The following is a 25,663-nucleotide window of genomic DNA, read 5'->3' as shown; positions in this document are numbered from 1 at the left end:
CAGGATTGTGACAGTGCTCACAGGCGTGGTGACGCTCGTGGCCGTCTGCCCGGCGGCGCCGGCGCGGGCGGCCGGGTCGCGGCCGGTGGAGGCGGGGACGGCGAAGCGGACGGTGCCGGCGCCGGTGCGGGTGGCGGGGGCCCGGACGGGGTTCCGGGCGGCCGGAGGGCGGCCGGTCGCGGCGCGGGCGGTGGCGGCCGGTCGCGGCGCGCCCGCCGGGTGGCGGCCGGTGGTGATGGTGGCGGTCGGCGACTCGATCAGCTCGGGGTTCAACGCCTGCGGCTGGTACGTGCCGTGCCCGGCGCGGTCCTGGGCGACGGGCGACGACGAGCGGGTGCGCAGCCACTACCTGCGGCTGCTGGGCGGCGGCGCCCCGGTCGCCGGGCACGGCGTCAACCTGGCCGTGCCCGGGGCGACCAGCGCCGACCTGGCCCGGCAGATGGCCGGGGCCGTCGCCCGGCGCGCCGACTACGTCACCGTGCTGGTCGGCGCGCAGGACGCGTGCGTGGCCGACGAGCGGCAGATGACGCCGGTGGACGTCTACCGCAGGCGGGTGGCCGGGGCGCTGGAGACGCTGCGGGCCGGGCGGCCGGACGTCCGGGTGTTCCTGGCCAGCGTCCCCGACCTCAGGCGGCTGTGGCAGGTGGGCAGGAACAGCGTGGCGGCGCGGGCGTTCTGGGCGGTGGGCCGCATCTGCCCGAGCATGCTGGCCCGGCCGCGTTCGACGGCCCCGGCCGACCGGGAGCGCCGGGACCGGGTTCGGGCCCGGGTCGCCGGCTACAACTCCGCGCTGGCGCAGGTGTGCGCCGCCTACGGCCCGGCCTGCCGGTTCGACGGCAACGCGCTGTTCGACTGCCGCTTCACCCGGGACCAGCTGAGCAAGTGGGACTTCTTCCACCCCAGCGCCTCCGGGCAGCGGCTGATCGCCCAGCTGACCTTCCCGCTGATCGAGGACTGGCTGCGCGAGCCGGCCGGGGAGCGGGTCACCTGAGCGGGTCCCTTCAGGTGAGGACCTTCTCCAGGAACGCCGTCAGCCTGGTCCGGGTGCGGTCGATCTGCTCCTCCACCGTCAGCGACTCCTGCAGCCGGCCGCCCAGGCCGGGCAGCTTCCTGCCGCGCACGTACAGCGAGCAGTCCAGGTCGGTGCAGGCGTACAGGCCGACGGAGTTGCTGTCGCGGCCGGCCGGGCCCGCCCTGCGGGCGGTCATCAGGGAGACGCCGGTGCCCGGGTGCATGGTCAGGCACAGGGAGCACATGCCGCGGTGCAGGCCGCCGCGCTGCCGGGCGGCCAGCCGCAGCGCCACGCCGACGACCTCGCCGCCGTGCTCGGTGACGAGGTAGCCGCGTTCGGGGGCGGCCGGATCGAGCCACCCCAGGAAGTCCAGGTCGTCCCAGGGACGCTCGGCCAGGTCCCGCGGGAGCGTCAGCCGTTTGGCCTCTCCCTTGGAACAGTTGACGAACGAGCCTCGGATCTCCTGTTCAGAGACTGCTTTCATGCCGCGGAACGCTACCTTGCCTAAAAGATATAGGCAAAGGATTAATCAGCCTAGGAAAGGCGGGGGCAGGTCCCCGGTCGCATCGGTCTCTCGGTCGTGCCGATCTCTCAGCCGCGCGGCCCGCCGGGCTCGCCGAGCTCGGCCAGCGCCGCCGCGGTGGCCGCGGGCGCGGAGAACATCGGCCAGTGGCCGGTGGGCACCGCGGCGAAGCTCCACTCGGGCCCGGCGAGCGCGGCGAAGTACGGGTGACCGGCCTCGACCAGCGCGCGGACCTGCTCCAGGGGGTAGGAGCAGGAGATGAGCGTCTTGGGCAGCCGGTCCGCGCCGCCGCCGAGCTTCAGCGGCCGGGTGAGCGTGCCGTACGGCTGCGCGGTGGCGCGGGCGGTGAACCTGGCGCGCTCGGCGGCGCCCATCCCCTCCAGGCTGACGCCGGAGCGCTCGTGCTGCTCCCAGGAGGGCGGCGGGTAGGCGGTCCCCCCGCAGGCGGCGACGCTGTGTTCGACGAACTCCCGCTGGGCCGGGTCGTAGAGGTCGAGCTGGGTCAGGCCGTCGGCCATCGGCCCGCTGTCGAGGTAGACGACGCGGGAGATCCGCTCGGGGATCCGGTCGGCCGCGCCGGTGACGGGGGCGCCGGCGCCGCTGTGGGCCACCAGGATCACCTCCCGCAGGTCGGCGTAGACGATCGCCTGGACGATGTCGTCGATGTGGGTCTCCAGGTCCACGCCGGGCCCGGCCAGGTGGGAGCGGTCGCCCAGGCCGGTCAGGGTGAGGGGGTGGACGTCGTGCCCGGCCGCGCGCAGCGGCCCGGTGACCTCCTCCCAGGCCCACGCGCCGAGCCAGAATCCGGGTACCAGGACATAGGTGCTCATCGATCTCTCCTTCGTCGGAACGGCTCCACCGTAGGATCGAATCCGGACAGAGCCGGTCCTGATCAGTGAGGAGTTTCGATGACGGTCACCCGGGTGCTCGCCCTGCTGGAGCTGCTGCAGGCCGCCCCCGGCCTGACCGGGCCCGAGCTCGCCGCGCGGCTGGAGGTGGACGAGCGGACGGTGCGCCGCTACGCGGTGCGGCTGTCGGAGCTGGGGGTGCCGGTCGAGGCCGCCCGGGGCCGTTACGGCGGCTACCGCCTGCTGCCCGGCTACCGGCTGCCGCCGCTGATGTTCACCGACGACGAGGCCGCCGCCGTGGTGCTGGGGCTGCTGGCCGGGCGGCGGACCGGGCTGTCGGTGGGGGAGACGGCGACCGAGAGCGCGCTCGCCAAGATCCAGCGGGTGCTGCCGCGGGCGCTGCGCGAGCGCGTCGAGGCGGTCCAGGCCACGCTCGGGCACACCCGGGACCCGGCCCCGGCGGAGGCCCGCCCGAAGGCCGGCCCGCTGCTGACCCTGGCCGAGGCGGCCCGGCGCGGGCACACGGTACGGCTGGCCTACCGCTCCTGGCGGCAGGAGTCCTCGGAACGCGACCTCGACCCCTACGGCCTGGTCTTCCACTCCGGCCGCTGGTACGTCACCGGGCTGGACCACGCCAGCGGGCAGGTGCGCACCTTCCGGGTGGACCGGGTCGAGCGCGTGGAGCCGGCCGCCGGGCCCGGGGAGCCGGACGGGCGTCCGGGGCCGGCGGAGCGGCCGGGCCGGGCGCGGGGACCCGAGGCGGGGCGGCGGTCCTTCGAGGTGCCGGACGGCTTCGACCCGGTCGCGCACGTGGTCGCCTCGCTGGCGGCCGTGCCGTACCGGCACGAGGTGGAGGTGCTGCTGGAGATGCCGCCGGCGGAGGCGCGCGAGCGGGTGCCGGCGTCGGTGGCGACGCTGACGCCGACGCCGCGGGGGGTCCTGCTGCGCGCCAGGGCCGAGCGGCTGGACGGTATGGCGCTGATGCTGGCCGGGCTGGGCCGGCCGTTCACCGTCGTCACCCCCGACGGGCTGCGCGAGGAGGTCCGGGCCCTGGCCGGGCGGCTGGCCCGCTGCGCCGACGCGGTCCCCGCGCCCGGGGACCGCCCGCCGGTGTAAAGAAGCCGTAAATCAACAGCCCCGGGAATGGATAACGATCATCATGATTGGGCAGGAAACCCGCACACGCCTTGCGTTCCGGGGAGGTGCGGCATGGCCTGGTCGCAGGAGGAAGAGCGGATTCTGCTGCGGATCGAACGCCACCTCATCGATGAGGACCCGAGGCTGGCGGCTCGCCTGGAGTCGTTCGACAGGCGGGTGCGGCGCCGCGAGGAGGACGGCCGCAGGCGCGAGCGCCCGTCGCGGCGGCCGGGCCGCTCGACGGTCGTCCTCATGACGAGCTGGCTGCTGATCGCCACACTGATCGCCACACTGCTCATCCTCGTCCTGCGTCACGAGGCCGCCGCGCTGCCGCTCTGACCCTCCCCGCGCCGTCGCCCCCGGCCCTTTCATGAGGGGGCGCGGGCGCGTCACGAGGCGCCGGGTACGGCGCCGCCGGTCACCAGCGGACCGGGACCGTGCGCAGGCCGCCGACGGCCAGCCCCTCCACCCGCTCCAGTTCCGCCGCGGGCACGGCCAGCTCCAGGGCCGGCAGCCTGCGCAGCAGCACCTCCAGCACGACCTGCAGCTCGGTGCGGGCCAGCGCCTGGCCCAGGCAGGAGTGGGAGCCGGAGCCGAAGGCCAGGTGCTGGTTGGGGCTGCGGGTCAGGTCCATCTCGGCGGCGTCGCCGAAGGCGTCCTCGTCGCGGTTGGCGGCGGCCATGCTGCACACCACGGTGGTGCCGCGGGGCAGGACCGCGCCGCCGACCTCGGCCTCCTCGTTCAGGTAGCGGGGCAGGCCGAAACCGGAGTTGGCGTCCAGCCGCAGGCTCTCCTCCACCGCGGTGCGGATCAGCGACGGGTCGGCCAGCAGCCGCTCCCACCGGGAGCGGTCGGCCAGCAGCATGGAGACCATCTTGCCGATCATGTTGGCGGTGGTCTCGTGCCCGGCGACCAGCAGCGCTATGCCGGTGACCACGATCTGGACGTCGGACAGCCCGCCGTCCTCGGGGCCGCCGGCCGCGATCAGCTCGCTCAGCAGGTCGTCGCCCGGCTCGGCGCGCTTGGCCGCGACGTGGTCGGACATGTACCGGAAGAACTCGCCCTGGGCGGCGGCGATCTCGGCCCCGTCGTAGCGGGTGAGGTTGAGCATGGTGTCGGACCAGTACGAGAACCGGTCCCGGTCGGCGGCGGGCACGCCGAGCATGTCGCAGATCACGTACACCGGCAGCGGGAAGCCCAGGGACGCCTTGAGGTCGGCCGGCGCGCCGCGCTTGATCATGTCGTCGACGAGGTCCTCGGCGATCCGCGTCATCGCGGGCCGCAGGGCGGCCATGCGCCTGGCGGTGAACCACTTGATGACCAGGCGGCGCCAGTGCAGGTGCTCCTCGCCGCCGTCGGGGATGATCTGCGCCATCTCACTGCTGAACACCCCGCCGCCCTCGGCGGACAGCCGGGCGGCGTCGGGCGCGGTGAGCCGGCGGGTGAAGCGCGGGTCGGCCAGCACCCGCTTGACGTCCTCGTAGCGGGTCAGCAGCGTCGCCCGGTCGCCGCTGGGCAGCCGGACGGGCGCCACCGGGCACCGGCCGCGCAGCTCGGCCCATTCGGCGGGCGGCTCCAGGGCCGCGTCGGTCGGGATCGGGTAGTTCAGGACCTGCTCCTCGGCGCTCATCCGGCGTCTCCTTCGAGAGATGGTCGGCTACCCCGCCACGTTATCTTACAGCTGCAAGATAACTGACAGTTGTAAGCAAGGTTAGACTTACGGCGTGGCCACGATGAAGGACGGCGGCGTCCCCTCCGGTGACCGGCGCGTCCGCCGTACCCGCGCGGCCCTGGCGCGCGCGCTGCTGGAGCTCGCCGAGGAGCGGGACCTGTCGCGGATCAGCGTCTCCGACGTCGCCGAACGCGCCGGGGTGAGCCGCACCGCCTTCTACGACCACTACCGGGACGTCCACGAGCTGGCCGAGGCCGCCTGCACCGCGATGATCGACGACCTGATCGGGCTCCTGCCCGCCTCGGGGCCCGATCCGGAAGGGGAGGGGCCCGGGTCGCTGGCGGCCTTCTTCGCCAGCCTGGCCGGGCACGCCGGGCTCTACCGCGGCCTGCTCGGGCCGCGGGGCAGCGCCCACGTCGCCGACCACGTCCGCCGCCGCCTCGCCGCGGCCGTCCGCGACCGCCTGCGCCGCGACGCCGCCGGCCGTCCGTCCGGGCCCACCGGCCCGCCGGAGGCGTCGCAGGACGTCCTGGCCGCGTTCGTCGCCGGCGCGCTCATCGGCGTGGCCGCCGACTGGCTCCAGCGCGAGTGCCCGCAGTCCCCCGGCCGGATGGCCGACCTGACGTGGCCGCTGCTGAGCGCGCTCGACCCCGGCGGTCGCGGCGACGCCGGCGTGTCCGCCTGAGCCGGACCCGGTACGGCGACGCCGGCGTGTCCGCCTGAGCCGTGCCGGGTCCGGCTGAACGGCCGGCCGGGCCGTCCCGGCCGGTCAGCCGAACGGGCGGGACATCTGGTCCAGCGCCCTGCCCATCAGCTCACGCAGCGTCCGGCTCTCCTGCTCGGCGCACCACCACTGCATGGCGATGCGCAGCGCGGCCAGGAACGCGGCGGTGATCACCTCGGGGTCGACGCCGTTCGGCCGCGCCCTTCCGGTCACCGCCCGGCTCAGCTCGCTCTCCAGCCGGACCCTGCTGGCCAGCTGCCTGGCCAGGAGTGAGGGGTGGCGCATGGCCAGGCGGGTGCGCAGGTGCAGCTCCCGGTCGGAGCCGCCGGCCTCATCGGACTCGTCGTAGAGCTGTTCCAGCGCGCCGCGCAGCGCCTGCCAGGCGGAGCTGCCGGCCGGCTGCTCGTGGACGCGCCGTACCAGGGTGCCCAGGCGTTGCTCGTCGCCGTACAGCAGCGCGTCCTCCTTGCCGTCGAAGTGGTTGGAGAACGTCCGGCGGGAGATGTTGGCGGCGTCGGCGATGGCCTCGACGGTGACGTTGTCCAGGCCGTGCTCGATGGCGAGCCGCAGCGCGGCCTCGTGCACCGCCTGGCGGGTCTCGGCCTTCTTGCGCTCGCGCAGCCCCGGTGTGCTGTCCATGATGCGGACGAGCTTACCCAATGGGAATAAGTTCTCAATGCGCAAAGTTTCCCATTGGGCATGTATGGTGTCCGGGTTGCATTCCCTTCTCCCTTGATCGGAGGTTGCGCGTGAGCGCACAGCCGGCAGCGCCGCCCGCGGCGGAGCCGATGACCCACCGTGAGGTCCTCGAAGCCCTCAGCGGCCTGCTGCTCGTCCTGTTCGTCGCCATGATCAGCGGCACCATCGTCTCGGTGGCGCTGCCGCAGATCATCGGCGCCCTGGAGGGCAGCCAGTCGCAGTACACCTGGGTCGTCACCGCCTCCCTGCTGGCTTCGACCGCCTCCACCCCCATCTGGGGCAAGCTCGCCGACCTGTTCAACAAGAAACTGCTGCTGCAGATCTCCATCGTGATCTTCATGGTGAGCTCGCTGGCCTGCGGTTTCGCGCAGAACACCGGGCAGCTCATCGCCTTCCGCGCGCTGCAGGGCCTGGGCATGGGCGCCCTGCAGATCCTGGCGCAGGTCGTCATCGCCGCGATGATCTCCCCCAAGGAGCGCGGCCGCTACAACGGCTACCTCGGCGCGGTCATGGCCGTGGCCACGGTCGGCGGCCCCCTGCTCGGCGGCGTCATCGCCGACACCTCCTGGCTCGGCTGGCGCTGGTGCTTCTTCATCGCCGTGCCCTTCACCATCGCCGCGTTCGCGCTGCTGGCCAAGACCCTGCACCTGCCGACCGTGCGCCGCGCGGACGTCAGCATCGACTACTGGGGCGCCACCCTCATCGCCGTCGGCGTCAGCGTCCTGCTCATCTGGGTCACCTTCGTCGGCAACTCCTTCGACTGGCTGTCGTGGCAGACCGCGGCCATGGCCGGCGGCGGCGTGCTGGTGCTGATGGTGGCCACCTGGGTGGAGGCGAAGGTCCGCGAGCCGGTCGTGCCGCTGCACGTCCTGCGGCGCGCCACCCCGGCGCTGGCCATCCTGGCCAGCCTCGCGGTCGGCATGGCCATGTTCGGCGGCTCGGTCTTCCTCGGCCAGTACTTCCAGATCGGCCGCGGCTACGGTCCCACCGCCGCCGGTCTGCTGACCATCCCCATGATGCTCGGCGTGCTGCTGTCGTCGACGATCAGCGGCCGGATGGTCTCGGCCAGCGGCCGCACCAAGCCCTACATCCTCGTCGGCCTGGTCGTGCTGCTGGCGGGCTTCGCGGGCCTGGCCACCATCGACCACGAGACCCCGATCCCGCTGATCTCGGTGTACATGCTCGCCGTCGGCGTCGGCGTCGGCATGTCCATGCAGAACCTCGTGCTGGTCGTGCAGAACACCGTCCCGCTGCGGGAGATCGGCGCCGCCAGCGGCGCGATCACCTTCTTCCGCTCCCTCGGCGGCACCGTCGGCGTCTCGGTGCTCGGCGCCGTCCTGGCCAACCGCGTCGCCACCGGCATCACCGAGGGCCTTGCCAAGGCCCACATCCCGGTCAGCGGCGGATCGGCGGCCGGCGGCAGCCTCAACATCGCCGCGCTGCCCGAGCCGGTCAAGACGATCGTCCGGGCCGCCTACGGTGACGCCACCGGCCACATCTTCCTGATCTCGGCGGGCATCGCCGTGGTCGGCCTCATCGCCGCGGCGTTCCTGCGGCCCGCCCGGCTGCGCGACAGCCTCGACCTGCCCGCGCAGGCGGCCGGGGAGACCGGCGGACAGAAGGTCGGCGCCTCCTGACGGGTCACCGCCGCCCGGCCACCTGACCGGGACCGGAGAAGCCGGAAAGGCCGCGCCCCCGCATCGCCCGCGGGAGCGCGGCCTTTCCGCATGCCGGCGAGGACGCCGCCCGGCTGCCCCCGCTCGGCCCCGCCCACCTCGACGTCCCGCGCCGGCCGGGGGGATGCGCCCAGCGTGGGACGAGCCGCTCCAGCGGTGTCCGCGGGCGGATCCCGGCCGGTCACCGGGCCGAAGGACCGGGGCACGGCGCGGTCAGCGGGCGCCCGGTCCGGGGATATGGATGCCGGCGGCGCGGAGCTTGGCCTCGACGAGCGTGACCCCCCGGGCCGCGGCCGATCCCCGCTCCTCGCCGTGGAGGGCGATCAGCTCGTACCGGGCCGCGGTCTCGGTGCGGGCTTGCAGACCGGTCACGATCCTCAGCTGTGCGGGGTTGGCGAGGAAGTGGTCGGCAATGGCGGTGGCGAGCTCGGCGATGCGCGGGTCGTCCGGTTCCCAGGCCGCGGCTTCGGCGCCGCGCTTGATCAAGGCGACGAACCGGGTGTCGTCGAGGGCGTGTTCGACATGAGTGAGGTAGTCGTCGAAGCCCTCGGGGACCAGGGCCCGGGCCAGCACCCAGCCCTCCCTGGCGGCCGCCACCTCGTCTGCGGAGAAGCCGAGGCCCGACAGCCGCTCCAGCAGCGCCACAGCACGGTCGGGCAGCAGAGCCCGGTCACCGTCGGCGAGCCGGCGCAGCGTGTCACGCCGCGTGATCAGCTCCTCGATCCGTTCGGTGAGCCGCCGCTCGACGTCGGCGAGCGCGGCGGCGAACGGCGCGGGGCCGGCGTCGAGCAGGGACCCGATCTCGGCCAGGGGCACCCCGGCGGCGGCCAGCGTCCGGGCCTGCACCAGCCGTAACAGCTCGGCCGATCCGTACCGCCGGTAGCCGGAGCCGTCGCGTTCCGGCTCCTTCACCAGGCCGAGCTTGTGGTAGTGCCGCACCGTCTTCACCGTGACGCCGACGAATGCCGCCGCCTGCCCGATCGTGACTCCGTTCATCTGCAGAATCCTGCCCTGTGCTCAAGCCCGGCGACCGAGCAGACCACGGCCGAGCATGTGGACGGGCCGCGCCGAGCTTGACGAGCTCGGCGCGGCCCCGGTTCGCGTTCCACCTGACGCACGACCGGAAGGGATCGCCCCCTGAGGCGTACGGGTCACAGGCGCTCAGCCCGTCGGCTGGGCCGGATCGGCCTGCCCGCCGCAGAACACCTCGTTGAGGAGCCTCCGCTGGGCCTTCTGGAACGCCGCTGCGATGGACAGGCCGGCGTCGTCCACGCAGCTCAGTGCGGCGGTCAGGGTCTTACCGCCGTCGGGGGTGCCGTACATCAGCGCCGCGTGGCCCACGGCGGCGCCGTTGTGGGAGATGACGGTGCCGCCGCCGTCCGTGGTCACCACGAACACTCCCAGGCCGTAGTCCATGTTCGGGATGCCCGTCGGGTACGGGGTGCACATCTCGGCCAGCAGCGGGGCCGGCAGGAGCCTGCCGCCCAGCAGCGCGGAGATGAACGTGTGCAGGTCCTGGGTGGTCGAGATCATGTCACCGCCGGTGGAGATCCAGGAGGGGTTCTGGCGGGTGACGTCGATCGTCTTCCGCTCGCCGGCCTCCTCGTACCGGTAGTAGGCGCGGGCGTGCGGCGCGGGGATCTCCGGCGAGGCGTCCGGCACCACGGTGCCCGACAGCCCGAGCGGCCCCAGGATCAGCCGCCGCATCTCCTCCGCCAGCGGGCGGCCGGTGACCCTCTCGATCAGCAGCCGGGCCAGCACGTAGTTGGTGTTGGAATAGCTCCAGCCCGTCCCCGGCTCGAACCGCGCAGGCTTGGACAACGCCAGCTCCACCAGCTCCTGCGGCCGGTAGGCCTTGAACCGGTTGCCCACCCACTCCTTGCCCGTGGTGCCGTAGGGGATGGGGATCCCCGGCACGACCGTCCCGTCGTCGTAGACCTCGCCGCTGAAGTTGAACACCCCGCTGGTGTGCTGCAACAGCATCCGCACCGTGATCCGCCGGTCCAGCCCGAACCCGGGCAGATGGTCCGCCGCCGGGACGTCCAGCCCGAGCCTGCCCTCGGCCACCAATCGCAGCACCAGGGTCGCGGTGAAGGTCTTGGTGCTGCTGCCGATCCGGACGTGTCCGTTGATCGGCGGCTTGGCGGTCCCGCCCAGCTCGGCCGCCCCGGCGCTGCCGGCCCACTCGCCCCGCTCGTCGTGCACGCGCAGCGACACCCCGACGAAACCGGACTCGACGATCTCCTCGATCGCCTTCCGCAGCTCCGGGCGGCTCTGCCCGGCCGCGGTTTCCGGTGCGGCCCCGCTGTCCGCGGCGGCCGCCCCTGCGGCGCCGGGGGCTTCGGCGATCTCGTGATGACCACCGGCGGCGGTCCTCAGCGGCACGACGCCGTACGCGGCGGTCCGCAGGGCGTTCCCGTCATGGTCGGAAAGGGCGTGCGTCATGGTGGCCTGTCCTTCGAATCTGTCATGTCCCGGTCGGCGTCGTGCCGCTGCGCCGAGCTTCCACCCTGACCCAAGGTCAACCTCAACCGTCTGCGGCCGGCACCGTGGCGGACCCGGGTCGTCACACGCGGACGTGCGGCGGGGGAGCGGGGGAGATGCGCTCGGCCAGGATGGCTTGGAAGTGCGGGCAACCGGCCAGGTCTTCGTGTTCGCAGTCCAGCGCGCAGTCGATGAGCTCAAGCGAGACCTGGGCCTCGGCGATGCGACGGGCGAGCTCGGCCCGCTGTCGCACCAGGACGGCGCGCCGTTCCGCGGGATCGGACGCGGTGATCATCTCGCGAACGTCGTCCAGGCCGAAGCCGGCCTCCTTGGCGCGCAGGATGGCCGCCACGCGATAGAGGTCCTCGGTGCCGTACCGGCGGCGGTCCCCGCCGATACGGGCCGGCGCCAGCAGGCCCATCGCCTCCCAGTGCCGCAGGACGTGCGTTGCCAGGCCGAACCGTGCCGCGATGTCCCCGATGCTCATCGTCGCACTTGACTTCATGTCGACATTAAGTCGCATGCTGGGTGCCATGTCCAGATCGACGACTGCATCTGATCACACGGAATCGCCCATCCGCATGCTGGATGCGGCCGACGCCCTGCCAGGTGCCGCCGCGCTGCGTGCCCGGTCCTATGAACTGCTCGACCACCCGGCCGGCGCGGGCGTGGTGGACGTGGGCTGTGGCGCCGGCCGGGCGGTGGCCGAGCTGACGGAACTGGGTGCGCGGGCGATCGGGGTGGACCTCAGCGAGCAGATGATCTCGACGGCCCGCCGCCGCCGGCCGGACGCCGACTTCCGCGTCGGTGACGCCTGTGACCTGCCTCTCCAGGACGGCACGGTGGCCGGGTACCGCGCCGACAAGGTCTTCCACGACCTCGCCGACGCCGGGAAAGCGCTGGAGGAGGCCACGCGGGTGCTCGTGCCCGGCGGGCGGATCGTCCTGATCGGCCAGGACTGGGACGCATTCCTCATCGACTCCGACGATCCGGCGCTCACCCGCACCATCGTGCACGCCCGCGCCGACCAGACGGCCGACCCCCGCGCCGCCCGCCGCTACCGCAACCTGCTGCTCGACGCCGGGTTCGACGACGTCGCCGTGGAAGTCCATACCGGCGTCTTCACCGACGCGGCCATGCTCCCCATGCTCACCGGGATCGCCGAGGCCGCCCGTGCCGGCGGAGCCATCACCGTCGAACAGGAGGCGGCCTGGGCTACTGAGCAGACCGAGCGCGCCCGGGCCGGCCGCATGTTCCTGGCTCTGCCGATCTTCGTCGCCTCTGCCCGGCGGCCCTGATCCCTCCGTGTTCCGGAGGCGCGGCGGACCGGACGTGACGCGATGACGACGCCGGCCCCTACCGATACCCGACCGAGCGGGTAAGCGCTCCGGATGCCGTCCAGACGATCGAGACCGGCCCGGTCATGCGCACCCTCAAACGGATCGGCGCCACGCGGCCACCTGCGTCCGCCGACCGATCGGGTCAAGCCGAGAGCCCCCTCGCAGGTATCGCCACTCTCCGGCTCACCTCTCAGGTCAGCGCGCGCAGGAAGCGGGCCGCCACCGGGGCGGCGACGGCTCCGCCGCCGCTGCCCTCCTCGACGATCACCGCGAAGGCGAGGTCGCCCCGGAATCCCATGAACCAGGCGTGGGTCTTCAGGTCGTCCTGCGGGCCGTACTCGGCGGTGCCGGTCTTGCCGCGGGTGCCGGCGGGCAGCCCGGCGTCCTTGGCGGTGCCCTTGGTGACCACCGCCGACATCATCCGGTGCATGTCGGGGACGACCCCGTCGGGCAGCTCGCGCGGCGCGGCGTCCTGCTTGACGGACGGCACCAGCGTCGGCGGGCGCCAGGTCCCGTCGGCCAGGGCCGCGGCGACCGAGGCGACCACCAGCGGGCTGGCGATGATGCGGCCCTGGCCGAAGGACTCGGCGGCCAGCTCGGCGTCGCCGGCCGCCGGGGGGAAGGAGCCCTTGGCGGCGGGGACGCCGATGTCGAGCGGGGTGTTGAAGCCGAACAGCTCGGCGGTCTTCAGCAGCTTGGCCGCGCCCAGCCGCTTGGCGGCCAGCGGGGCGAAGGTGGTGTTGCAGGAGTAGGCGAAGGCGTCCGACAGGGTCACCGAGCCGTAGCCGGCGTGATGGGAGTTGCGGATCGGCAGGCCGCCGACATTGACGTCCTTGGGGCAGGTGGTGCGGTCGCCCGGCTTCATGCCCTCGGCCAGGAGCGCCACCGCGGTGACCGCCTTGAGGGTGGAGCCGGGCGGGTAGTTGCCCATCAGGGCGCGGTTGAAGCCGCCCTGGTTGTTGGCGACGGCGAGGATCTCCCCCGACGACGGCTTGACCGCCACCAGGGAGGCGGTCTTCTTCAGGTCGCGCACCGCGTCGGTCGCGGCGCGCTGCACGCGCAGGTCCAGGCTGGTTTGCAGCGGCTCGCCGTCGCGGCCGGCGATCTCACCGGCCTTCTTGACGGTCTTGCCGCCGGAGTCGACGATCCGGATCTCGGTGGCGGGTACGCCGGCCAGGCGCCGCTGGAAGGCCAGCTGCAGGCCGTCCTTGCCGACCGTGTCTCCGGTGGCGTACGGCGCGCCGAGGGCCTTGGCCTCCTTGGCGGCGGCCTTGTCGAGGTAGCCGACGAGCTGCTGCACCGAGCCGCCCGCCGAGCCGTCGTCGATGCGCTCGCCGCCGGCGGCGACGATTTCGGCCCGCTGCGGCCAGCGGGCCTTGAGCGCGAACGACCGGCCCGGGGCCAGGTCGGGGTGGACGGCGGCGGGGGACCAGACCACTCGCCAGTTGCGGTCGACGACCGCCAGCTCCAGGGCGCCGGAGTAGCTCCACCGGCCGCCGCTCTTCAGCGTGACGGTGGCGGTGTAGCCGGCCCGGCCGGTGTCGTCGCCGGTCCGGCTGACCTGGCCGAGCCGTACCTCGGTGCGTTCGGCGCCGAGCTTGTCGGCCATGGCGCGGTAGGTCGCCTCGAAGGCGGGGTCGGCCTTGCCGAGCTCGGCGCGCATGGCGGCCAGGTCGCCGCCCTGCCAGGCCCGGGTGAAGCGCTGGGCGGTCTCCTGCGGGGTGCCGCGGGTGTGCAGCAGCCACCAGGCGCCCGCGCCGCCGCCTGCGGCCACCAGCACCACCGCCGCGGATGTGATCGCGATCGTCCTGCCGCGTGGCACCTTCGGCCACCCCCCGTCGGTCGGATCCGGCTCCCCTGGGGGCGACAGCCTACCGTCCGGCGCGACCGGTCCCGCCGTGAACGGCCGCCCCGGACACCGCCTGCGGTGACCGCCGCGGGCAGGACGGCGGTACGGCGGCGCGGCGCGGCCGGGGATGGATGACGGTGGGCGGGCCCGGTCAGCCGGCGCTGCGGCTGGGCGCGTAGCCGCCGGCGTACTCCTGCCCGGACAACTCCTGGACGGCCGTCATGATCTCGTCGGTCACCCGGCGCCGGTCGCGGGCGCTGGCGGCCGAGCCGGTGAACGTCAGCGGCTTGCCGATGCGGATCCCGATGCGGCCGAGCTTGGGCACCGAGGCGCCGATCGGCAGCACCTTGTCGGTGCCGATCATCCCCACCGGCACCACCGGCGCGCCGGTCTCCAGGGCGAGCCAGGCCACCCCGACCTTGCCGCGGTACAGGCGGCCGTCGGGCGAGCGGGTGCCCTCGGGGTAGATGCCGAACAGCTCGCCGCCGCGCAGCACCCGGGCGGCGGCGTCGAGCATGTCCTGGGCGGCGGTGGGGCTCTGGCGGTCGATGCTGATCTGCCCGGTGGCGCGCATCCACGCCGCGGTGACGGGGTTGCCGGTGAAGTATTCGGCCTTGGCGACGAAGCGGACCTGGCGGGGCAGCACCAGGGGCAGGAAGGTGGAGTCGAGGACCGACAGGTGGTTGGAGGCCAGGATGGCCGGGCCGGAGGCGGGTACGTGCTCGGCCCCGGTGACCGTGGTCGGCCACAGCAGGTGCAGGAAGGGGGCGCTGACGATCTTGGTCAGGCGGTAGAGCACGGGCTCTCCTCTTGCAGGACGGGTTTCACCACCCTAGGCGGTGACCCGGGGGCCGGCGGCTGTGCGCACCCGCACAAGCGGGGTCCCCACGTTTGTAGCCCTTCTCCAAGCCCGCAGGCAAAGCCATCCGCCTTCCGCGCGCGTCGCGGCGGCCGCGACGCGCGCGCACGGGGCCGTGCGCCGTCTCCCGGCGGCCCGCACCGTCCGCCGGATACCGCCGAGCCCCACCGCCCCTGTTCCGCCGATGAGGACGCGGGAGACCTCCTCCGTTCGTCACAGGCCCAGGCCGGGCACGGTTCGCTCCAGCTCCACGAGGGCGAGCGGGGGGCCCTCGCCGAAGTCGTGGTCGTGTCGCCTGCCGGTCTCGCCGAAGCCGTTCTTGGCGTAGAAACGGCGCGCCTGGGCTGAATCCCGAAGCGTCCACAGATGCACGCGGTCATGGCCGGCCTCCCGCAGCCGGCCCAAGGCGGCGGCCAGCAGGGCCGCCGCCAGGCCGCTGCCCCAGACGTCCGGGTGGGCGAAGAAGGTGTGGATCTCCGCGAGGCCGGGGCGGGAGGAGGCCCCGAAGCGGGCGAAGGCTTCGGGGCGATCGTCCAGGAGCGCGAGCAGAATCGTGTCCTTGCCCTTGTCCTCGGCCAGGATGGCGTTCCACTTGGTGCGCCGTTCCTGGACACCGGCGGCGGCGACCTTCGGCGCGCACAACGGGCCGTGCGAGACGCCCCAGGAGATCGCGTGGATCTCGCCGAGGGCGTCCCCGTCGCCGGGCCCCGCCTCGCGGATCGTGACCATGCCCTGCATGGAGGAGACCCTACGCGGTGGTGCCGAGGGATGAGCCTCGCGGTCTCACACCTCGCCCCCTGCCGGTGACGTCCATCCGCCGGCCCTCGGGCGGCCGGCACGGGGCGGGGGCGCTCAGGGCAGACGGACGCCGGCGACGATCCTGTCGAGTTCGGCGACGAGCGGCGTGCTGGCCATCACGGTGACGACGACCCCTTTCCGCTCGACCCAGCCGACGTACCGCCCGTCGCCGAGCGCGCCGTCGCCCTCCTTCGTCAGCACCCGGCGACCGCCGATCGTCGCGGTCCTCACGTCTCCGGTGAAGGTTCCGTAGGTCACGGGGAGGCGCTTGAGGTTCGCGAGCCTCCTGGCGTCCGGCCAGCACAGGACGCGCACCCACAGGCTTCGCTGCCGGGGGTCGGCGTTCGGCCGGTCGTCCCCCCACTGGTAGCCGTACTCGGTGACGCCGTGGTGCTTGCCGGTCACCACCCCGCCGTAGGTGAAGCCCTTGGGGATGTGACCGACGCGTACGCCTCTGATGGCGGTGGCGCCCCTCGCGGGCTTGTCGATCTTGGAGCCATCGGAACGCTTGATCTCCGCCTTGCTCGGAGTGGGGCAGGCGGCCTTGCCTCCGGTGGCCGCGTGGGCGGCGGGTGCGGCGAACAGCGTCGCGGCGGAGACCACGGACAGGGCGGCGGTCGTGAGCGTCTTCGTCATTGTGTTCACGTACGGATTGGATGCGGCGAACGGGACAGAAGTTCACCGGCTCTTTCCGCTGCGGGTGCGACGTCACTCACGGCCGCTTCGTGGCTGATGACACGAACCCGGGTGAAATGCCTGGACGACCGCTCGGGCGCGTCCGGGGCGTGCCGAGGCGCGGGGCGAGCGGGAACGGGCCGGGAAAAAGGACCGCCCCGCGGCGCCGGAGCGCTCGCGGGGCGGGACGTTTAGTGCCGATGTGGCGGTCGCCTCCTCGGCGAGAGGCACAACACGGCTCCAGCCGAACGGTATTCCGTGAAGGCGGTAATTTGCGGCCCGGGGGACACAAACCACATCGGCACGATTACTGTAACCGACGTCCGGCGGAGGTTATTCCGCCATGATGCGGTGGCGTGTCGGGGCCGGGTCGCCGTCCGCCGTGTCCACGCAGGTCAGCGCACCACCGGTGGCCTGTCCGGTCGCGGCGCGGCGCCCGGCGAAAAGCCCGGGAGGGCGGCGCCGCGGAGCAGGGGAGGGGATCGTGGAGACGGAGCGGCTGGTCATGCGCAGATGGCGGCAGACGGACCTGGAGCCGTTCGCCGAGCTGAACGCCGACCCCGAGGTGATGCGGCACTTTCCCGCGCCGCTGACGCGTGAGGAGTCCGACGCGATGGTGGGCCGGATCGAGGCGGCGTTCGACGAGCACGGCTACGGCCTGTGGGCGCTGGAGGTCCGGGCGACGGGGGAGTTCATCGGGTTCACCGGGCTGGCGTGGCAGCGGTTCGAGGCGCACTTCACCCCGGCGCTGGAGGTGGGCTGGCGGCTGTCCCGCCGGGCCTGGGGGCACGGCTACGCCACCGAGGCGGCGCGGGCGGCGCTGGAGTACGGGTTCGGCCCGGCGGGGCGGCGGGAGATCGTGTCGATGACGGCGGTGGGGAACCTGCGGTCGCGGGCGGTGATGGAGCGGCTGGGCATGAGGCGGGACCCGGCCGACGACTTCGACCATCCGAGGGTGCCCGCCGGCAGCCCGCTGCGCCGCCACGTGCTGTACCGGATCGGCCGCGATCCTTTGTGATCTACATCGTAAAGGCGACCGCCGGGGTGAAAAAATGATCATGGAAGAAGAGGACTCGACGAGGAGGGAGCGGCCGGTGGGCGGGGCGTACGTGACGGCGGTGAGCCGTAGCGCGGGGCACACCTTCAGCAAGGGATGCGAGCCGGTGATCCGGCTGCTGGCGGGCCTGGGGGTGGAGGGGGACGCGCACCTGGGGGTGACGGTCAGGCATCGTTCCCGGGTGGCGCGGGACCCTTCCCAGCCGAACCTGCGCCAGGCCCACCTGATCCACGCCGAGCTGCACGAGGAGCTGCGGGCGGCGGGGTTCTCCGTGGGGCCGGGGGAGCTGGGGGAGAACATCACCACGCGCGGGGTGGACCTGCTGGGGTTGCCGGCGGGGGCGTTGCTGCGGCTGGGCGGGGAGGCGGTGGTGCGGGTGACGGGGTTGCGTAATCCGTGCGCGCAGATCGAGGCGTTCCGGCCGGGGTTGCTGGCGCGGGTGGTGGGGCGGGACGAGGAGGGCCGGGTGGTGCGCCGGGCGGGGGTGATGGGTGTGGTGGTGGCCGGTGGCGCGGTGCGGGCCGGTGACCGGGTGGAGGTGGAGTCGCCGCCGCCGTACCGGGCGCTGGAGCGGGTGTGAGGGGTGGGGCGGGGTGGCCGCCGTCTCGATAGGGTGCGGATTCCGTGCCCCCCGACGGAAAGGGACTTCTCATGCCCGAGGTGCTCGGCCTCCGTGCTTTGAACCGGGCCACGCTGGAGCGGCAGTTGCTGCTGCGGCGTTCGCCGCTGACGGCGCTGGAGGCGGTGCGGCATCTGTACGGCATGCAGGCGCAGGCGCCGGACCCGCCGTACGTCGGGTTGTGGTCGCGTCTTGCGGGTTTCACCCATGAGGAGCTGTCGGGTCTCCTGCGGGAGCGGCGGGTGGTGCGGCTGGCGTTGATGCGTTCGACCATCCATCTGGTCGCCGCCGAGGACTGCCTGGTGTTGCGTCCGCTGTTGCGGCCGGTGCTGGATCGGGTGCTGCGTGGGCCGGTGGGCAGGAGGCTGGCCGGGGTGGATGTGGAGGCGGCGGAGGCCGCGGGGCGGGCTCTGGTGGAGGAGCGGCCGCTGACCTTCGCGGAGCTGGGGCGGCTGCTGGAGGAGCGGTGGCCGGAGGCGGCCGCGGCTGATCTGGTGCATCTGGTGCGGGCGAGGGTGGCGCTGGTGCAGGTGCCGCCGCGGGGGATCTGGGGGGTGGGCGGCAAGCCTGCGCACACCAGCGCCGAGGCGTGGCTGGGCCGTCCGCTGGACGGGCGGGGCGGGCCGGCGGAGATGGTGCGGCGTTATCTCGCCGCTTATGGTCCGGCCACGGTGATGGACCTGCAGCAGTGGTCGGGGTTGACCCGGCTGGGTGAGGTGGTGGAGGGGATGGGGTTGCGGTCGTTCGTGACCGGGGACGGGGTGCGGCTGGTGGACCTGCCGGAGGCGCCGCGGCCCGATCCCGATGTTCCGGCTCCGGTGCGTTATCTGGCGGAGTTCGACAACACGTTGCTGTCGTTCGCCGAGCGGACCCGTGTGCGGATGATGGCCGACGCCTACCGGGGGCGGGTGTTCACCGTGAACGGCATCATCAGGGCGACGGTGCTGGTGGACGGGTTCGTGCGGGGGTTGTGGGCGGTGCGGTCGGCGCGGGGGAAGGCGGTGCTGGAGGTGGATCTGTTCGAGCCGGTGGCGGCGGCGGAGCGGGCGGCGCTGGAGGAGGAGGGGATGCGGATGCTGGACTTCATGGCTCCGGCGGCGGCGGTGCGTGAGGTGCGCCTGCTCTGATGTCCGGTGCGGGTCCGCGCGGTGAGGTGTGGGACGGCCCGGGGTGTGAGGTCCGTACCCGGGGGCGGGGCGGGTTCAGGGGGTGTGGTGGCGCCGTCCGGGCAGGGGGAGGGCGGCCGTCAGCCAGCGGCGGGCGACGGCCCAGGCCAGTGGCGGCGGTACGGTGCCGGCGCCCAGGCCGACCTCGACGAGGAGGTCGAAGACCTCGGGGCGGTGGGCGGCGGTGGTGACGGCGGCGTCGATGAAGGCGGGTGACTGGGCGGCCAGGTGGAGGGCGTCGGTGGTGCGCAGGTGGCGTCCGAGGGTGGCGCGCAGGGCGTGGCGGTAGGCGGTCAGGGGGTCGGTGCCGGCGGTGGCGGCGGCCTGGCCGGCCAGGCGGCCGGAGACGAGGGCGTAGTAGATGCCTTCGCCGGTGAGGGGGTTGATGAGGCCGGCGGCGTCGCCGGCGAGGAGTACGCGGCCGGCTCCGGGGCGGGGGCGGCCGGGGGACAGTGGCAAGTGGTGGGCGCGCAGGTCGCGGGCGGGCAGGTGGGGCAGCAGTTCGGCCAGGCGGCCGTGGAGTACCTGGCGGCCGGGCAGGCCGGTGGCGCGCAGGCGGGGTAGCAGCATGCCGAAGCCGACGTTGGCGGTGCCGTCGCCGATGGGGAAGGACCAGGCGTAGGCGGGCCAGCCGTCTTTCTGCATGGCGATGAGCTGGGTGTCGTCGTCGGCGGGGACGTCGGCGTAGCCGCGTACGGCGATGGCGGTGTGCCGGTCGGGGGAGGGGGGCAGGCCGAGGAGGCGGCGGACGGTGGAGTTGGCGCCGTCGGCGGCGATGACGGTGCGGGCGGTGATGGTGTCGTCGATGAGGGGGAGTCCGCCGCGGGTGGTGAGGGTGCGGACGCGGTGGCGGCGGACCTCGATGTCGTGGGCGCGGGCGGCGTCGATGAGGCGGGCGTCGAAGACGGTGCGGGGGACGACGTGGTTGGGGCGGGCGACGGCGGCTTCGACGCGGGCGCCGCCGGGGGAGATGACGGCCAGTCGGGGGGTGGGGCGGTAGTCGTCGATGATGCCGTCGAGGCCGAGGTGGGCGAGTTCGTCGCGGGCGTGGGCGGCGATGCCGTCGCCGCAGGCCTTGTCGCGGGGGAAGTCCGCGCGGTCCAGCAGGAGGATGCGTGCGTCGGGGCGGAGTCGCCTGGCTTGCAGGGCGGCGGCTGATCCGGCGGGGCCGCCTCCGATGACCACCAGGTCCCATTCCTCGTCCATGGTTGTGAGCCTGCCACTGTGGGGTGGGGGTGAAACCGCCGTGCCGGGTCTGTGCGGTGGGGGTAGCCCCCCCGTTCGGGTCACCGTCATCAGGGGTGATGTAGCGCCGAGTGATTGTCGTTGCTCTGCGTGGTTGCGAGGTTGGTCATCCAAGTTCAGAAGAGGTTGTGCTTCTCCGGCAGATCGACGACGTCTGCCAGCGCCAGCCCCGCGAACACGATCAAGGCGACGGCGAGGACGCCGAGCAGGAGCCAGGCGATCGGATGGCCGAGGTTGAGGGTCCACGAGGAGGAGCCGAGACGGGCGTGCACGAGCAGGGCCGGGTCGCGGCGGTTGACGTAGACGGCGCCGGCGAGGAACCAGTGGCGGTCGTCCTCGCGCGGGCCGACCCCGGAGTCCTCCAGTTCCTCGCCTGGCAGGGCGGGGAGCCGGTGCCCGGCCTGGCCCACCTTGATCTCCCAGATCAGCCAGCCGCCCAGCAGCACGATGAGCGGGGCGAAGATGACCACCTCCCAGACGATCGCAGGAGTGACGATCTCCCACAGCCGTAGACCTGTGAAGAACAGGCTGAGGTTCAGGCAGGCCGCCGACAGCAGCGACATCGTCGCGACGCCGCGCAGGTAGGTGCGGTAGCGGCGGGCTGAGCCTTGGGGTCTGGCGGCATCGAGGTCGGGGCGGGCGCGCAGTACGGCCAGGACCGTGACGAGAACGATCAGGGTGATGGCGATCTGGTAGATCACCGGCTGGAAGGCGCTCAGCACCGTTGTCGGCTCACGCTGTGAGGGGGCTGTGCCGTACCCGAGAGACAGCGGTAGCGTGGCGGGCAGTCCGTCGTAGCGCGCCCAGCCGATGCCCGCGGTGAGCAGCAGCACGGCCAGGGCGGGAAGGCTCCACAACCACGGCACGCGGACCGGGTCGGTGCGGAAGGTGGTGTCCACGGTGACGCCCTGACGACGCTCGGCCGCCCACCCGCCGGCGAGCTTGGCGGCGCGGACCATGCGATGAGCGCGGTAGAACAGCAGCAGGTCCACGGTCATCACCACCGTCGTGGTGAGGCCGATCGTGATGGCAGATCCCGAGAGCAGCAGCGCCAGGATCGAGATCACCGCAGCGATCACAGCCACCAGGACGGTCAGGCGAGCGTAGAACCGACGCGCCGCGACGATGACGGGATCGCCCACCCGCTGGATGCCCACGCGCACTCCGAACGGCAGGGTGGGCCTGGCCAGCGCCGGAAGCGCCAGCATCAGGGACGTGACCAGCGCGATGAGGATCACGCTGGCGCAAAGGGTCAGGATCATGCGCCCTCCTCGAAACCGATCAGTAGCGCCTCACATCGGCGCAGCACATCCTGCCGGTCCATGCCATGAACGGTGGCTTCTGCCAGCAGCACACGCATGTGTCCCTCCCAGTCGTCGATAAAGGGGGCCCCGGGCGGGCCGGTGGCGGCATCACGCCGTACGACCGCGCCGCTCTTGCGGTTGATCCGGATCACGCCCTGCTGTCGTAGCAGGTCGTAGGCCTTGTTCACGGTATGAAAGTTGATGCCGAAATCCGCGGCGAGTTGCCGCGTGGAGGGTAACGGGTCGCCTTCGCGCGCCTGCCGTCTAGCGATCGCCTCCACGATCCGGTCCCGGATCTGCTGGTAGATCGGGACCTCGCTGTCGAGGTCAAGGGTCAGCTGCACGCCACAACTCTATCTGATATACAACTAATAGAACAGATGGCATTCGGAGGGCACATCATGCTGCAGGTAGAGATCCGCCAGGAAACGCTGACCGTCCGCTTCGCCCCATGGGCACGGTTGTTCACCAGGGCCGGCGCTGTGAGCGTGCCGCTGAGGGCGATCGCTGAGGTGCACCTGCTCGACCGGCCGCTTGGAGCTGCCACGGGCACGCACTACGGCCTGCTCGTCTCCGGCGTCATCAAGGCCGGCACCTGGACGTCCCTGACCGGCGTCAAGCGTCTGGTCGCCGCCCGGCGGGAGGACAGCGGCCTGCGGATCGTCCTGAAGAGCCGGGTGCGGGGCCACGACGAGCTGATCCTCAGTGTCCCGGGCGCCGAACAGCTTCAGCGCCGGCTGATCGCGGTGATGGCATGAACATCGAGGCGCGGGGCCTGACCAAGGCGTTCGGGCCGATCAGTGCCGTCACCGACCTCAGTTTCGAGGCCGGAGCGGGCGTCGTGACGGGATTCCTGGGGCCGAACGGCGCCGGCAAGACCACCACCATGCGGATGATGTTGGGCCTGGTCACGCCGACCTCCGGCACCGCCACGTTCGGCGGTCACCGCTACGCCGACCTGCCCCACCCGTCGGCCGCCGTCGGAGCCGTGCTGGACGGCGCGGGCTTCCACCCCGCCCACACCGCCCACGACCACCTGCGGGTCTACGCCCGCATGGGCCGGCACGGCACGGCCCGGGTCAACCAGGTCGCTGACCTGACCGGGGTGTCGGCCTTCGCCGGCCGCCCCACGCGCACCCTGTCCACCGGCATGCGGCAACGCCTCAGCCTGGCCACCGCGCTGCTCGGCGACCCCCAGGTGCTGCTGCTGGACGAACCGAGCAACGGCCTGGACCCCGAAGGCATCGCCTGGCTGCGGCAGTTCGTCCGCGAGCTGGCCGCCGACGGCCGCACCATCCTCATCTCCAGCCATGTGCTCGGCGAGATCGAGCACATGGCCGACCACGTGGTGGTGATCCGCGACGGACGGCTGGTCACCACCGGGCCCATCACCGGCCTGTACGGCACAGCCACCGTGCTGGTCCGCGCCCCGCAAGCGGACCTGTTCGCGGCCAGGCTGATGGCGAGCGGAGTCCGGGTGGAACATCCGCAACCGGACCTCCTTCGCATCCACGGCCTCAGCACCGCGCAGGTCGCCGCCGCGGCCGCCTCCCACGGCGTCACGCTGCACGAGATCACCCCCGAACGTCCCACCCTCGAACAGGCGTTCCTGCACCTCACCGGAGGTTCCCGATGACCGCACTCCTTGCCGCGGAATGGACACGCCTGGCCGGCACCAGGCTCTGGCTGTGGGGTCTGCTGGCCGCGCTGGGCAGCGGAGCGCTCATCGGCCTGCTCGCACTTGCCGGGCCGGAAAACTTCACCCCTCCGCTGCCCGGGCTGGACACCGCCCAAGGCACCCACATGCTGCTGGGCCTGCTGGGCTTCACCGTCTTCGCCCCCGCTCTGCTCGGCACCATCGCCGTGTCCTCGGAGTACCGGCACAGGACCATCACCACCACGACGTTGTTCGCTCCCAGACGCTGGACCTGGCTGGCAGCCAAGCTGGCGATCTACACCGGGGCCGGGCTCGCCTACGGCGCGATAGCCGCGGCTGTGGCCGGCGGCGCTCTGTTCGGCGTGGCCATGCTCAAGGGCATCACGCTCGGCCTGCCGACCGTCATGGTCGCGGCCTTGCTGGCCCGCATCGCCCTGACCATGGGGGTCTACACCCTGCTGGGCGTCGCCGTGGGCGCTCTCCTCCGCAACCAGGTGACCGCTCTCGTCGCCGTCGGCGCCTATTTCTACATGATCGAAACCGTGTTGATGTTCGTCCCGGGGATCAAAGTGCTCTATCCGTATCTCCCGGGCGGCGCCACTGCCGCGCTGACCGGCTTCACCTATCTGGCGGACGCCGTGGCCGGTCAGACCGGTACCTCCGCAGCCCGGCTCCTGTCCGCGCCGGCAGGTGGTGGCGTCTTGGTCGGCTATGCCCTGATCGCGGTTGCCATCGCCGTCGCGGCCCCGTTGCGGCGAGACATCATGTGAGCGTCCCGACAGACCCACTCCCTCTTTCAGGGTATTCGCGCCCATATTCGGCTCCGTGGATCCAAGGCTCAGAGTGGATCATCTGACTGTTGAACCTGGGCGCTCAGGCCCGGCCCGAGGTCGAGCTGTTTGCTCATGTCCAGCTCGAACTTGCCGTACAGGTTCAGATGACTCCAAAACAGAGCCGACAGGCCGCGCCGGTCGGCGTCGGTGAGCCTCTTTCGCCACTTCGGCTCGGCCGGGACGATCTGTACCATCCTGGTGTTCAGGTAGACGACCGCCGCCTGGACCAGGTGAAGGGCCAGCGCGGAGACCTCGACATGCTCACGGTCGCCGCCGGTCGGATCACCGGCCTTACCGTAGAAGACGTCCTTGTTGGCCGAATCCCATTTCTCCACCACGTTCAGGCCCTCGTGGATTTCGCGGCGCAGTTCCTTCTCGTTCGCCTTGGCCTCGGCGATGATGTCTTCCAGCGTCCGCTCGCCGACCACGGGATACAACGCCTTGCGGAGATCTCCTCCGGCAGCTCCAGCGCCGCCGTGGCGAGCTTCACCAGGATTCCGTTCTTGCCCTTCGCGTCGCATGCCCGCACCCTTTCTCCCGATCTCCAGCGGAGCGCCAGGAGGAACATGGTTTGTAATCATGCGGCTATGGACCAGTATGTTCGAGTTGCGATCGTGACGTAGCGAACCTGAAACGCGACGCTCAGCTGCATTGCCCTCGTCTCAAGATGCCTTTCATCATGCGGGCCACTCGAATCACGATCACCCAGAGCCACTTCGCCCCTGGTGACGGCGACCCGAGCGGAGGGCCGGGGTGGGCCACTTGGCGGGATTGGCTGTTTCCCGGGGTGACGGGGTGGGGTGAGGATGCGGTCATGGTGTCCACGGGTGCGGTCATCGGGGCCGCGGGGGTTGCGCTGGGTGTGGTTCTGACGCCGGGGCCGAACATGGTTCATCTGGTGTCGCGGTCGGTGGGGCAGGGCCGCCGGGCGGGTCTGATCGCGCTGGCGGGGGTCGCCGCGGGGTTCGCGGTGTATCTGCTGGCGGCGGTGGCGGGGCTCGCGGCGGTGTTCGCGGTGGTGCCGGGGCTGTACACCGCGGTGAAGTTCGCCGGGGCGGCCTATCTGCTGTGGCTGGCGTGGCAGGCGGTGCGGCCGGGTGCCGCGGTGGTTCCGGGCGGGTTCGCGGCGCGGGCCGAGGGTGTGGTGCGGGCCGAGGGCGCGGGGCGGTTGTTCTCGGGAGGGTTGGTGACGAATCTCCTCAACCCGAAGATCGCGGTGCTGTACGTGTCGGTGCTGCCGCAGTTCGTGGATCCGGCGCGGGGTGGCGCGGCGGCGCAGAGCCTGGTGCTGGGGCTGGTGCAGATCACCGTGGCGGTGTCGGTGAACGCGTTGATCGTGGTGTCGGCCGGGTCGGTGGCGGGGTTTCTGGGCCGGCGGCCCGGGTGGGCGCGGGTGTGGCGTTATCTGACGGGGACGATGCTGGCGGCGGTGGCGGTCCGGGTGGCCGCCGACCGTTCCGGTGGGGTGGCCGTCGCGGGGTGAGCG

At 72.6% G+C, this 25,663-nt stretch carries 28 protein-coding genes; 13 read left to right on the top strand and 15 right to left on the bottom strand.

The window, feature by feature from the left end; all coding sequences use genetic code 11:
- Window positions 1-7: 7 nt before the first annotated feature.
- Complete coding sequence (locus HDA43_RS19500) at window positions 8-991, top strand: GDSL-type esterase/lipase family protein (protein WP_312873442.1); 984 nt, start codon at window positions 8-10, stop codon at window positions 989-991.
- A 10-nt stretch (window positions 992-1,001) separates the two neighbouring features.
- Here the strand turns inward: HDA43_RS19500 and HDA43_RS19495 are convergent, their stop codons facing one another.
- Together HDA43_RS19495 and HDA43_RS19490 are read right to left on the bottom strand one after the other, a co-directional pair.
- Window positions 1,002-1,496, bottom strand: coding sequence for an FBP domain-containing protein (locus HDA43_RS19495; RefSeq protein ID WP_179823746.1), 495 nt, complete (start codon window positions 1,494-1,496; stop codon window positions 1,002-1,004).
- Between the two features lie 107 nt (window positions 1,497-1,603).
- Entirely contained in the window at window positions 1,604-2,365 is a 762-nt protein-coding gene (locus HDA43_RS19490) for an alpha/beta fold hydrolase (RefSeq protein ID WP_179823745.1), read from the bottom strand.
- A 78-nt stretch (window positions 2,366-2,443) separates the two neighbouring features.
- Here HDA43_RS19490 and HDA43_RS19485 point away from each other — a divergent pair, with 78 nt between their 5' ends.
- The gene (locus HDA43_RS19485; protein ID WP_179823743.1) at window positions 2,444-3,499 is read left to right on the top strand and encodes a helix-turn-helix transcriptional regulator; all 1,056 of its coding nucleotides are present in this window, start codon (window positions 2,444-2,446) and stop codon (window positions 3,497-3,499) included.
- Between the two features lie 93 nt (window positions 3,500-3,592).
- Entirely contained in the window at window positions 3,593-3,859 is a 267-nt protein-coding gene (locus HDA43_RS19480) for a DUF3040 domain-containing protein (RefSeq protein WP_179823741.1), read from the top strand.
- 79 nt (window positions 3,860-3,938) lie between these two features.
- On the opposite strand, the gene HDA43_RS19475 is transcribed toward HDA43_RS19480, so the two are convergent.
- On the bottom strand, window positions 3,939-5,150 hold the full coding sequence (locus HDA43_RS19475) for a cytochrome P450 (protein ID WP_179823739.1): 1,212 nt from the start codon (window positions 5,148-5,150) through the stop codon (window positions 3,939-3,941).
- Between the two features lie 103 nt (window positions 5,151-5,253).
- Between HDA43_RS19475 and HDA43_RS19470 the strand changes: the two genes are divergently transcribed.
- Window positions 5,254-5,877 carry a TetR/AcrR family transcriptional regulator gene (locus HDA43_RS19470; RefSeq protein ID WP_179826227.1) on the top strand — a complete coding sequence of 208 codons (624 nt, stop codon included), beginning with the start codon at window positions 5,254-5,256 and terminating at the stop codon, window positions 5,875-5,877.
- A gap of 84 nt (window positions 5,878-5,961) precedes the next feature.
- Here the strand turns inward: HDA43_RS19470 and HDA43_RS19465 are convergent, their stop codons facing one another.
- The gene (locus HDA43_RS19465; RefSeq protein WP_179823737.1) at window positions 5,962-6,555 is read right to left on the bottom strand and encodes a TetR/AcrR family transcriptional regulator; all 594 of its coding nucleotides are present in this window, start codon (window positions 6,553-6,555) and stop codon (window positions 5,962-5,964) included.
- Between the two features lie 149 nt (window positions 6,556-6,704).
- On the opposite strand from HDA43_RS19465, the gene HDA43_RS19460 reads away from it, so the two are divergent.
- Window positions 6,705-8,252 carry an MDR family MFS transporter gene (locus HDA43_RS19460; protein WP_179826226.1) on the top strand — a complete coding sequence of 516 codons (1,548 nt, stop codon included), beginning with the start codon at window positions 6,705-6,707 and terminating at the stop codon, window positions 8,250-8,252.
- A 252-nt stretch (window positions 8,253-8,504) separates the two neighbouring features.
- On the opposite strand, the gene HDA43_RS19455 is transcribed toward HDA43_RS19460, so the two are convergent.
- The 3 genes from HDA43_RS19455 to HDA43_RS19445 form a co-directional block, all read right to left on the bottom strand.
- Window positions 8,505-9,287, bottom strand: coding sequence for a MerR family transcriptional regulator (locus HDA43_RS19455; protein WP_179823735.1), 783 nt, complete (start codon window positions 9,285-9,287; stop codon window positions 8,505-8,507).
- A gap of 165 nt (window positions 9,288-9,452) precedes the next feature.
- Window positions 9,453-10,736 (bottom strand): serine hydrolase domain-containing protein, encoded by a 1,284-nt coding sequence (locus HDA43_RS19450; RefSeq protein ID WP_179823733.1) that lies wholly within the window; start codon window positions 10,734-10,736, stop codon window positions 9,453-9,455.
- 121 nt (window positions 10,737-10,857) lie between these two features.
- On the bottom strand, window positions 10,858-11,262 hold the full coding sequence (locus HDA43_RS19445; protein WP_218912320.1) for a MerR family transcriptional regulator: 405 nt from the start codon (window positions 11,260-11,262) through the stop codon (window positions 10,858-10,860).
- 94 nt (window positions 11,263-11,356) lie between these two features.
- On the opposite strand from HDA43_RS19445, the gene HDA43_RS19440 reads away from it, so the two are divergent.
- On the top strand, window positions 11,357-12,073 hold the full coding sequence (locus HDA43_RS19440) for a methyltransferase domain-containing protein (RefSeq protein WP_246424461.1): 717 nt from the start codon (window positions 11,357-11,359) through the stop codon (window positions 12,071-12,073).
- 232 nt (window positions 12,074-12,305) lie between these two features.
- Here HDA43_RS19440 and HDA43_RS19435 read toward each other — a convergent pair whose 3' ends face one another.
- The 4 genes from HDA43_RS19435 to HDA43_RS19420 all read right to left on the bottom strand — a co-directional run bounded on the left by HDA43_RS19435 (window position 12,306) and on the right by HDA43_RS19420 (window position 16,257).
- Entirely contained in the window at window positions 12,306-13,937 is a 1,632-nt protein-coding gene (locus HDA43_RS19435; protein ID WP_179823727.1) for a penicillin-binding transpeptidase domain-containing protein, read from the bottom strand.
- A gap of 178 nt (window positions 13,938-14,115) precedes the next feature.
- Window positions 14,116-14,763: a lysophospholipid acyltransferase family protein gene (locus tag HDA43_RS19430; RefSeq protein WP_179823725.1), complete on the bottom strand. Its 648-nt coding sequence runs from the start codon at window positions 14,761-14,763 to the stop codon at window positions 14,116-14,118.
- Between the two features lie 273 nt (window positions 14,764-15,036).
- Window positions 15,037-15,561, bottom strand: a complete 525-nt coding sequence (locus HDA43_RS19425) for a GNAT family N-acetyltransferase (RefSeq protein ID WP_246424460.1) — start codon at window positions 15,559-15,561, stop codon at window positions 15,037-15,039.
- 114 nt (window positions 15,562-15,675) lie between these two features.
- Window positions 15,676-16,257 carry a hypothetical protein gene (locus tag HDA43_RS19420; RefSeq protein ID WP_179826224.1) on the bottom strand — a complete coding sequence of 194 codons (582 nt, stop codon included), beginning with the start codon at window positions 16,255-16,257 and terminating at the stop codon, window positions 15,676-15,678.
- A 523-nt stretch (window positions 16,258-16,780) separates the two neighbouring features.
- Between HDA43_RS19420 and HDA43_RS19415 the strand changes: the two genes are divergently transcribed.
- The 3 genes from HDA43_RS19415 (at window position 16,781) to HDA43_RS19405 (ending at window position 19,099) form a co-directional block, all read left to right on the top strand.
- Complete coding sequence (locus HDA43_RS19415) at window positions 16,781-17,314, top strand: GNAT family N-acetyltransferase (protein WP_312873440.1); 534 nt, start codon at window positions 16,781-16,783, stop codon at window positions 17,312-17,314.
- A 34-nt stretch (window positions 17,315-17,348) separates the two neighbouring features.
- Window positions 17,349-17,933, top strand: a complete 585-nt coding sequence (locus HDA43_RS19410; protein WP_179823723.1) for an MOSC domain-containing protein — start codon at window positions 17,349-17,351, stop codon at window positions 17,931-17,933.
- Window positions 17,934-18,004: 71 nt separating this feature from the next.
- Window positions 18,005-19,099 carry a winged helix DNA-binding domain-containing protein gene (locus HDA43_RS19405; RefSeq protein ID WP_179823721.1) on the top strand — a complete coding sequence of 365 codons (1,095 nt, stop codon included), beginning with the start codon at window positions 18,005-18,007 and terminating at the stop codon, window positions 19,097-19,099.
- A gap of 75 nt (window positions 19,100-19,174) precedes the next feature.
- On the opposite strand, the gene HDA43_RS19400 is transcribed toward HDA43_RS19405, so the two are convergent.
- The 3 genes from HDA43_RS19400 to HDA43_RS19390 all read right to left on the bottom strand — a co-directional run bounded on the left by HDA43_RS19400 (window position 19,175) and on the right by HDA43_RS19390 (window position 22,031).
- Window positions 19,175-20,344: an NAD(P)/FAD-dependent oxidoreductase gene (locus tag HDA43_RS19400; protein ID WP_246424459.1), complete on the bottom strand. Its 1,170-nt coding sequence runs from the start codon at window positions 20,342-20,344 to the stop codon at window positions 19,175-19,177.
- 155 nt (window positions 20,345-20,499) lie between these two features.
- Window positions 20,500-21,645, bottom strand: coding sequence for a DUF1648 domain-containing protein (locus HDA43_RS19395; protein ID WP_179823717.1), 1,146 nt, complete (start codon window positions 21,643-21,645; stop codon window positions 20,500-20,502).
- Complete coding sequence (locus HDA43_RS19390) at window positions 21,642-22,031, bottom strand: GntR family transcriptional regulator (protein ID WP_179823715.1); 390 nt, start codon at window positions 22,029-22,031, stop codon at window positions 21,642-21,644. The genes HDA43_RS19395 and HDA43_RS19390 overlap by 4 nt, the downstream gene beginning before the upstream one ends.
- A 57-nt stretch (window positions 22,032-22,088) precedes the next feature.
- On the opposite strand from HDA43_RS19390, the gene HDA43_RS19385 reads away from it, so the two are divergent.
- From HDA43_RS19385 to HDA43_RS19375, 3 genes are read left to right on the top strand one after another with little or no spacing between them, the layout of a single operon-like run.
- A complete protein-coding gene (locus HDA43_RS19385; protein WP_179823714.1) occupies window positions 22,089-22,445 on the top strand; it encodes a hypothetical protein in 357 nt (118 codons plus the stop codon).
- Complete coding sequence (locus HDA43_RS19380) at window positions 22,442-23,323, top strand: ABC transporter ATP-binding protein (RefSeq protein WP_179823713.1); 882 nt, start codon at window positions 22,442-22,444, stop codon at window positions 23,321-23,323. Before HDA43_RS19385 ends, HDA43_RS19380 begins: the two co-directional genes overlap by 4 nt.
- Window positions 23,320-24,114: an ABC transporter permease gene (locus HDA43_RS19375; protein WP_179823712.1), complete on the top strand. Its 795-nt coding sequence runs from the start codon at window positions 23,320-23,322 to the stop codon at window positions 24,112-24,114. Before HDA43_RS19380 ends, HDA43_RS19375 begins: the two co-directional genes overlap by 4 nt.
- A 68-nt stretch (window positions 24,115-24,182) precedes the next feature.
- Here the strand turns inward: HDA43_RS19375 and HDA43_RS19370 are convergent, their stop codons facing one another.
- Window positions 24,183-24,698: a Tn3 family transposase gene (locus tag HDA43_RS19370; RefSeq protein ID WP_179823711.1), complete on the bottom strand. Its 516-nt coding sequence runs from the start codon at window positions 24,696-24,698 to the stop codon at window positions 24,183-24,185.
- A gap of 293 nt (window positions 24,699-24,991) precedes the next feature.
- Between HDA43_RS19370 and HDA43_RS19365 the strand changes: the two genes are divergently transcribed.
- The gene (locus HDA43_RS19365; RefSeq protein ID WP_179823710.1) at window positions 24,992-25,660 is read left to right on the top strand and encodes a LysE family translocator; all 669 of its coding nucleotides are present in this window, start codon (window positions 24,992-24,994) and stop codon (window positions 25,658-25,660) included.
- Window positions 25,661-25,663: the final 3 nt, after the last annotated feature.

Origin of the sequence: Streptosporangium sandarakinum (assembly GCF_013409935.1) — a bacterium.
Classification (GTDB): domain Bacteria; phylum Actinomycetota; class Actinomycetes; order Streptosporangiales; family Streptosporangiaceae; genus Streptosporangium; species Streptosporangium nondiastaticum.
This window is presented reverse-complemented; position numbering and strand designations above follow the sequence as displayed.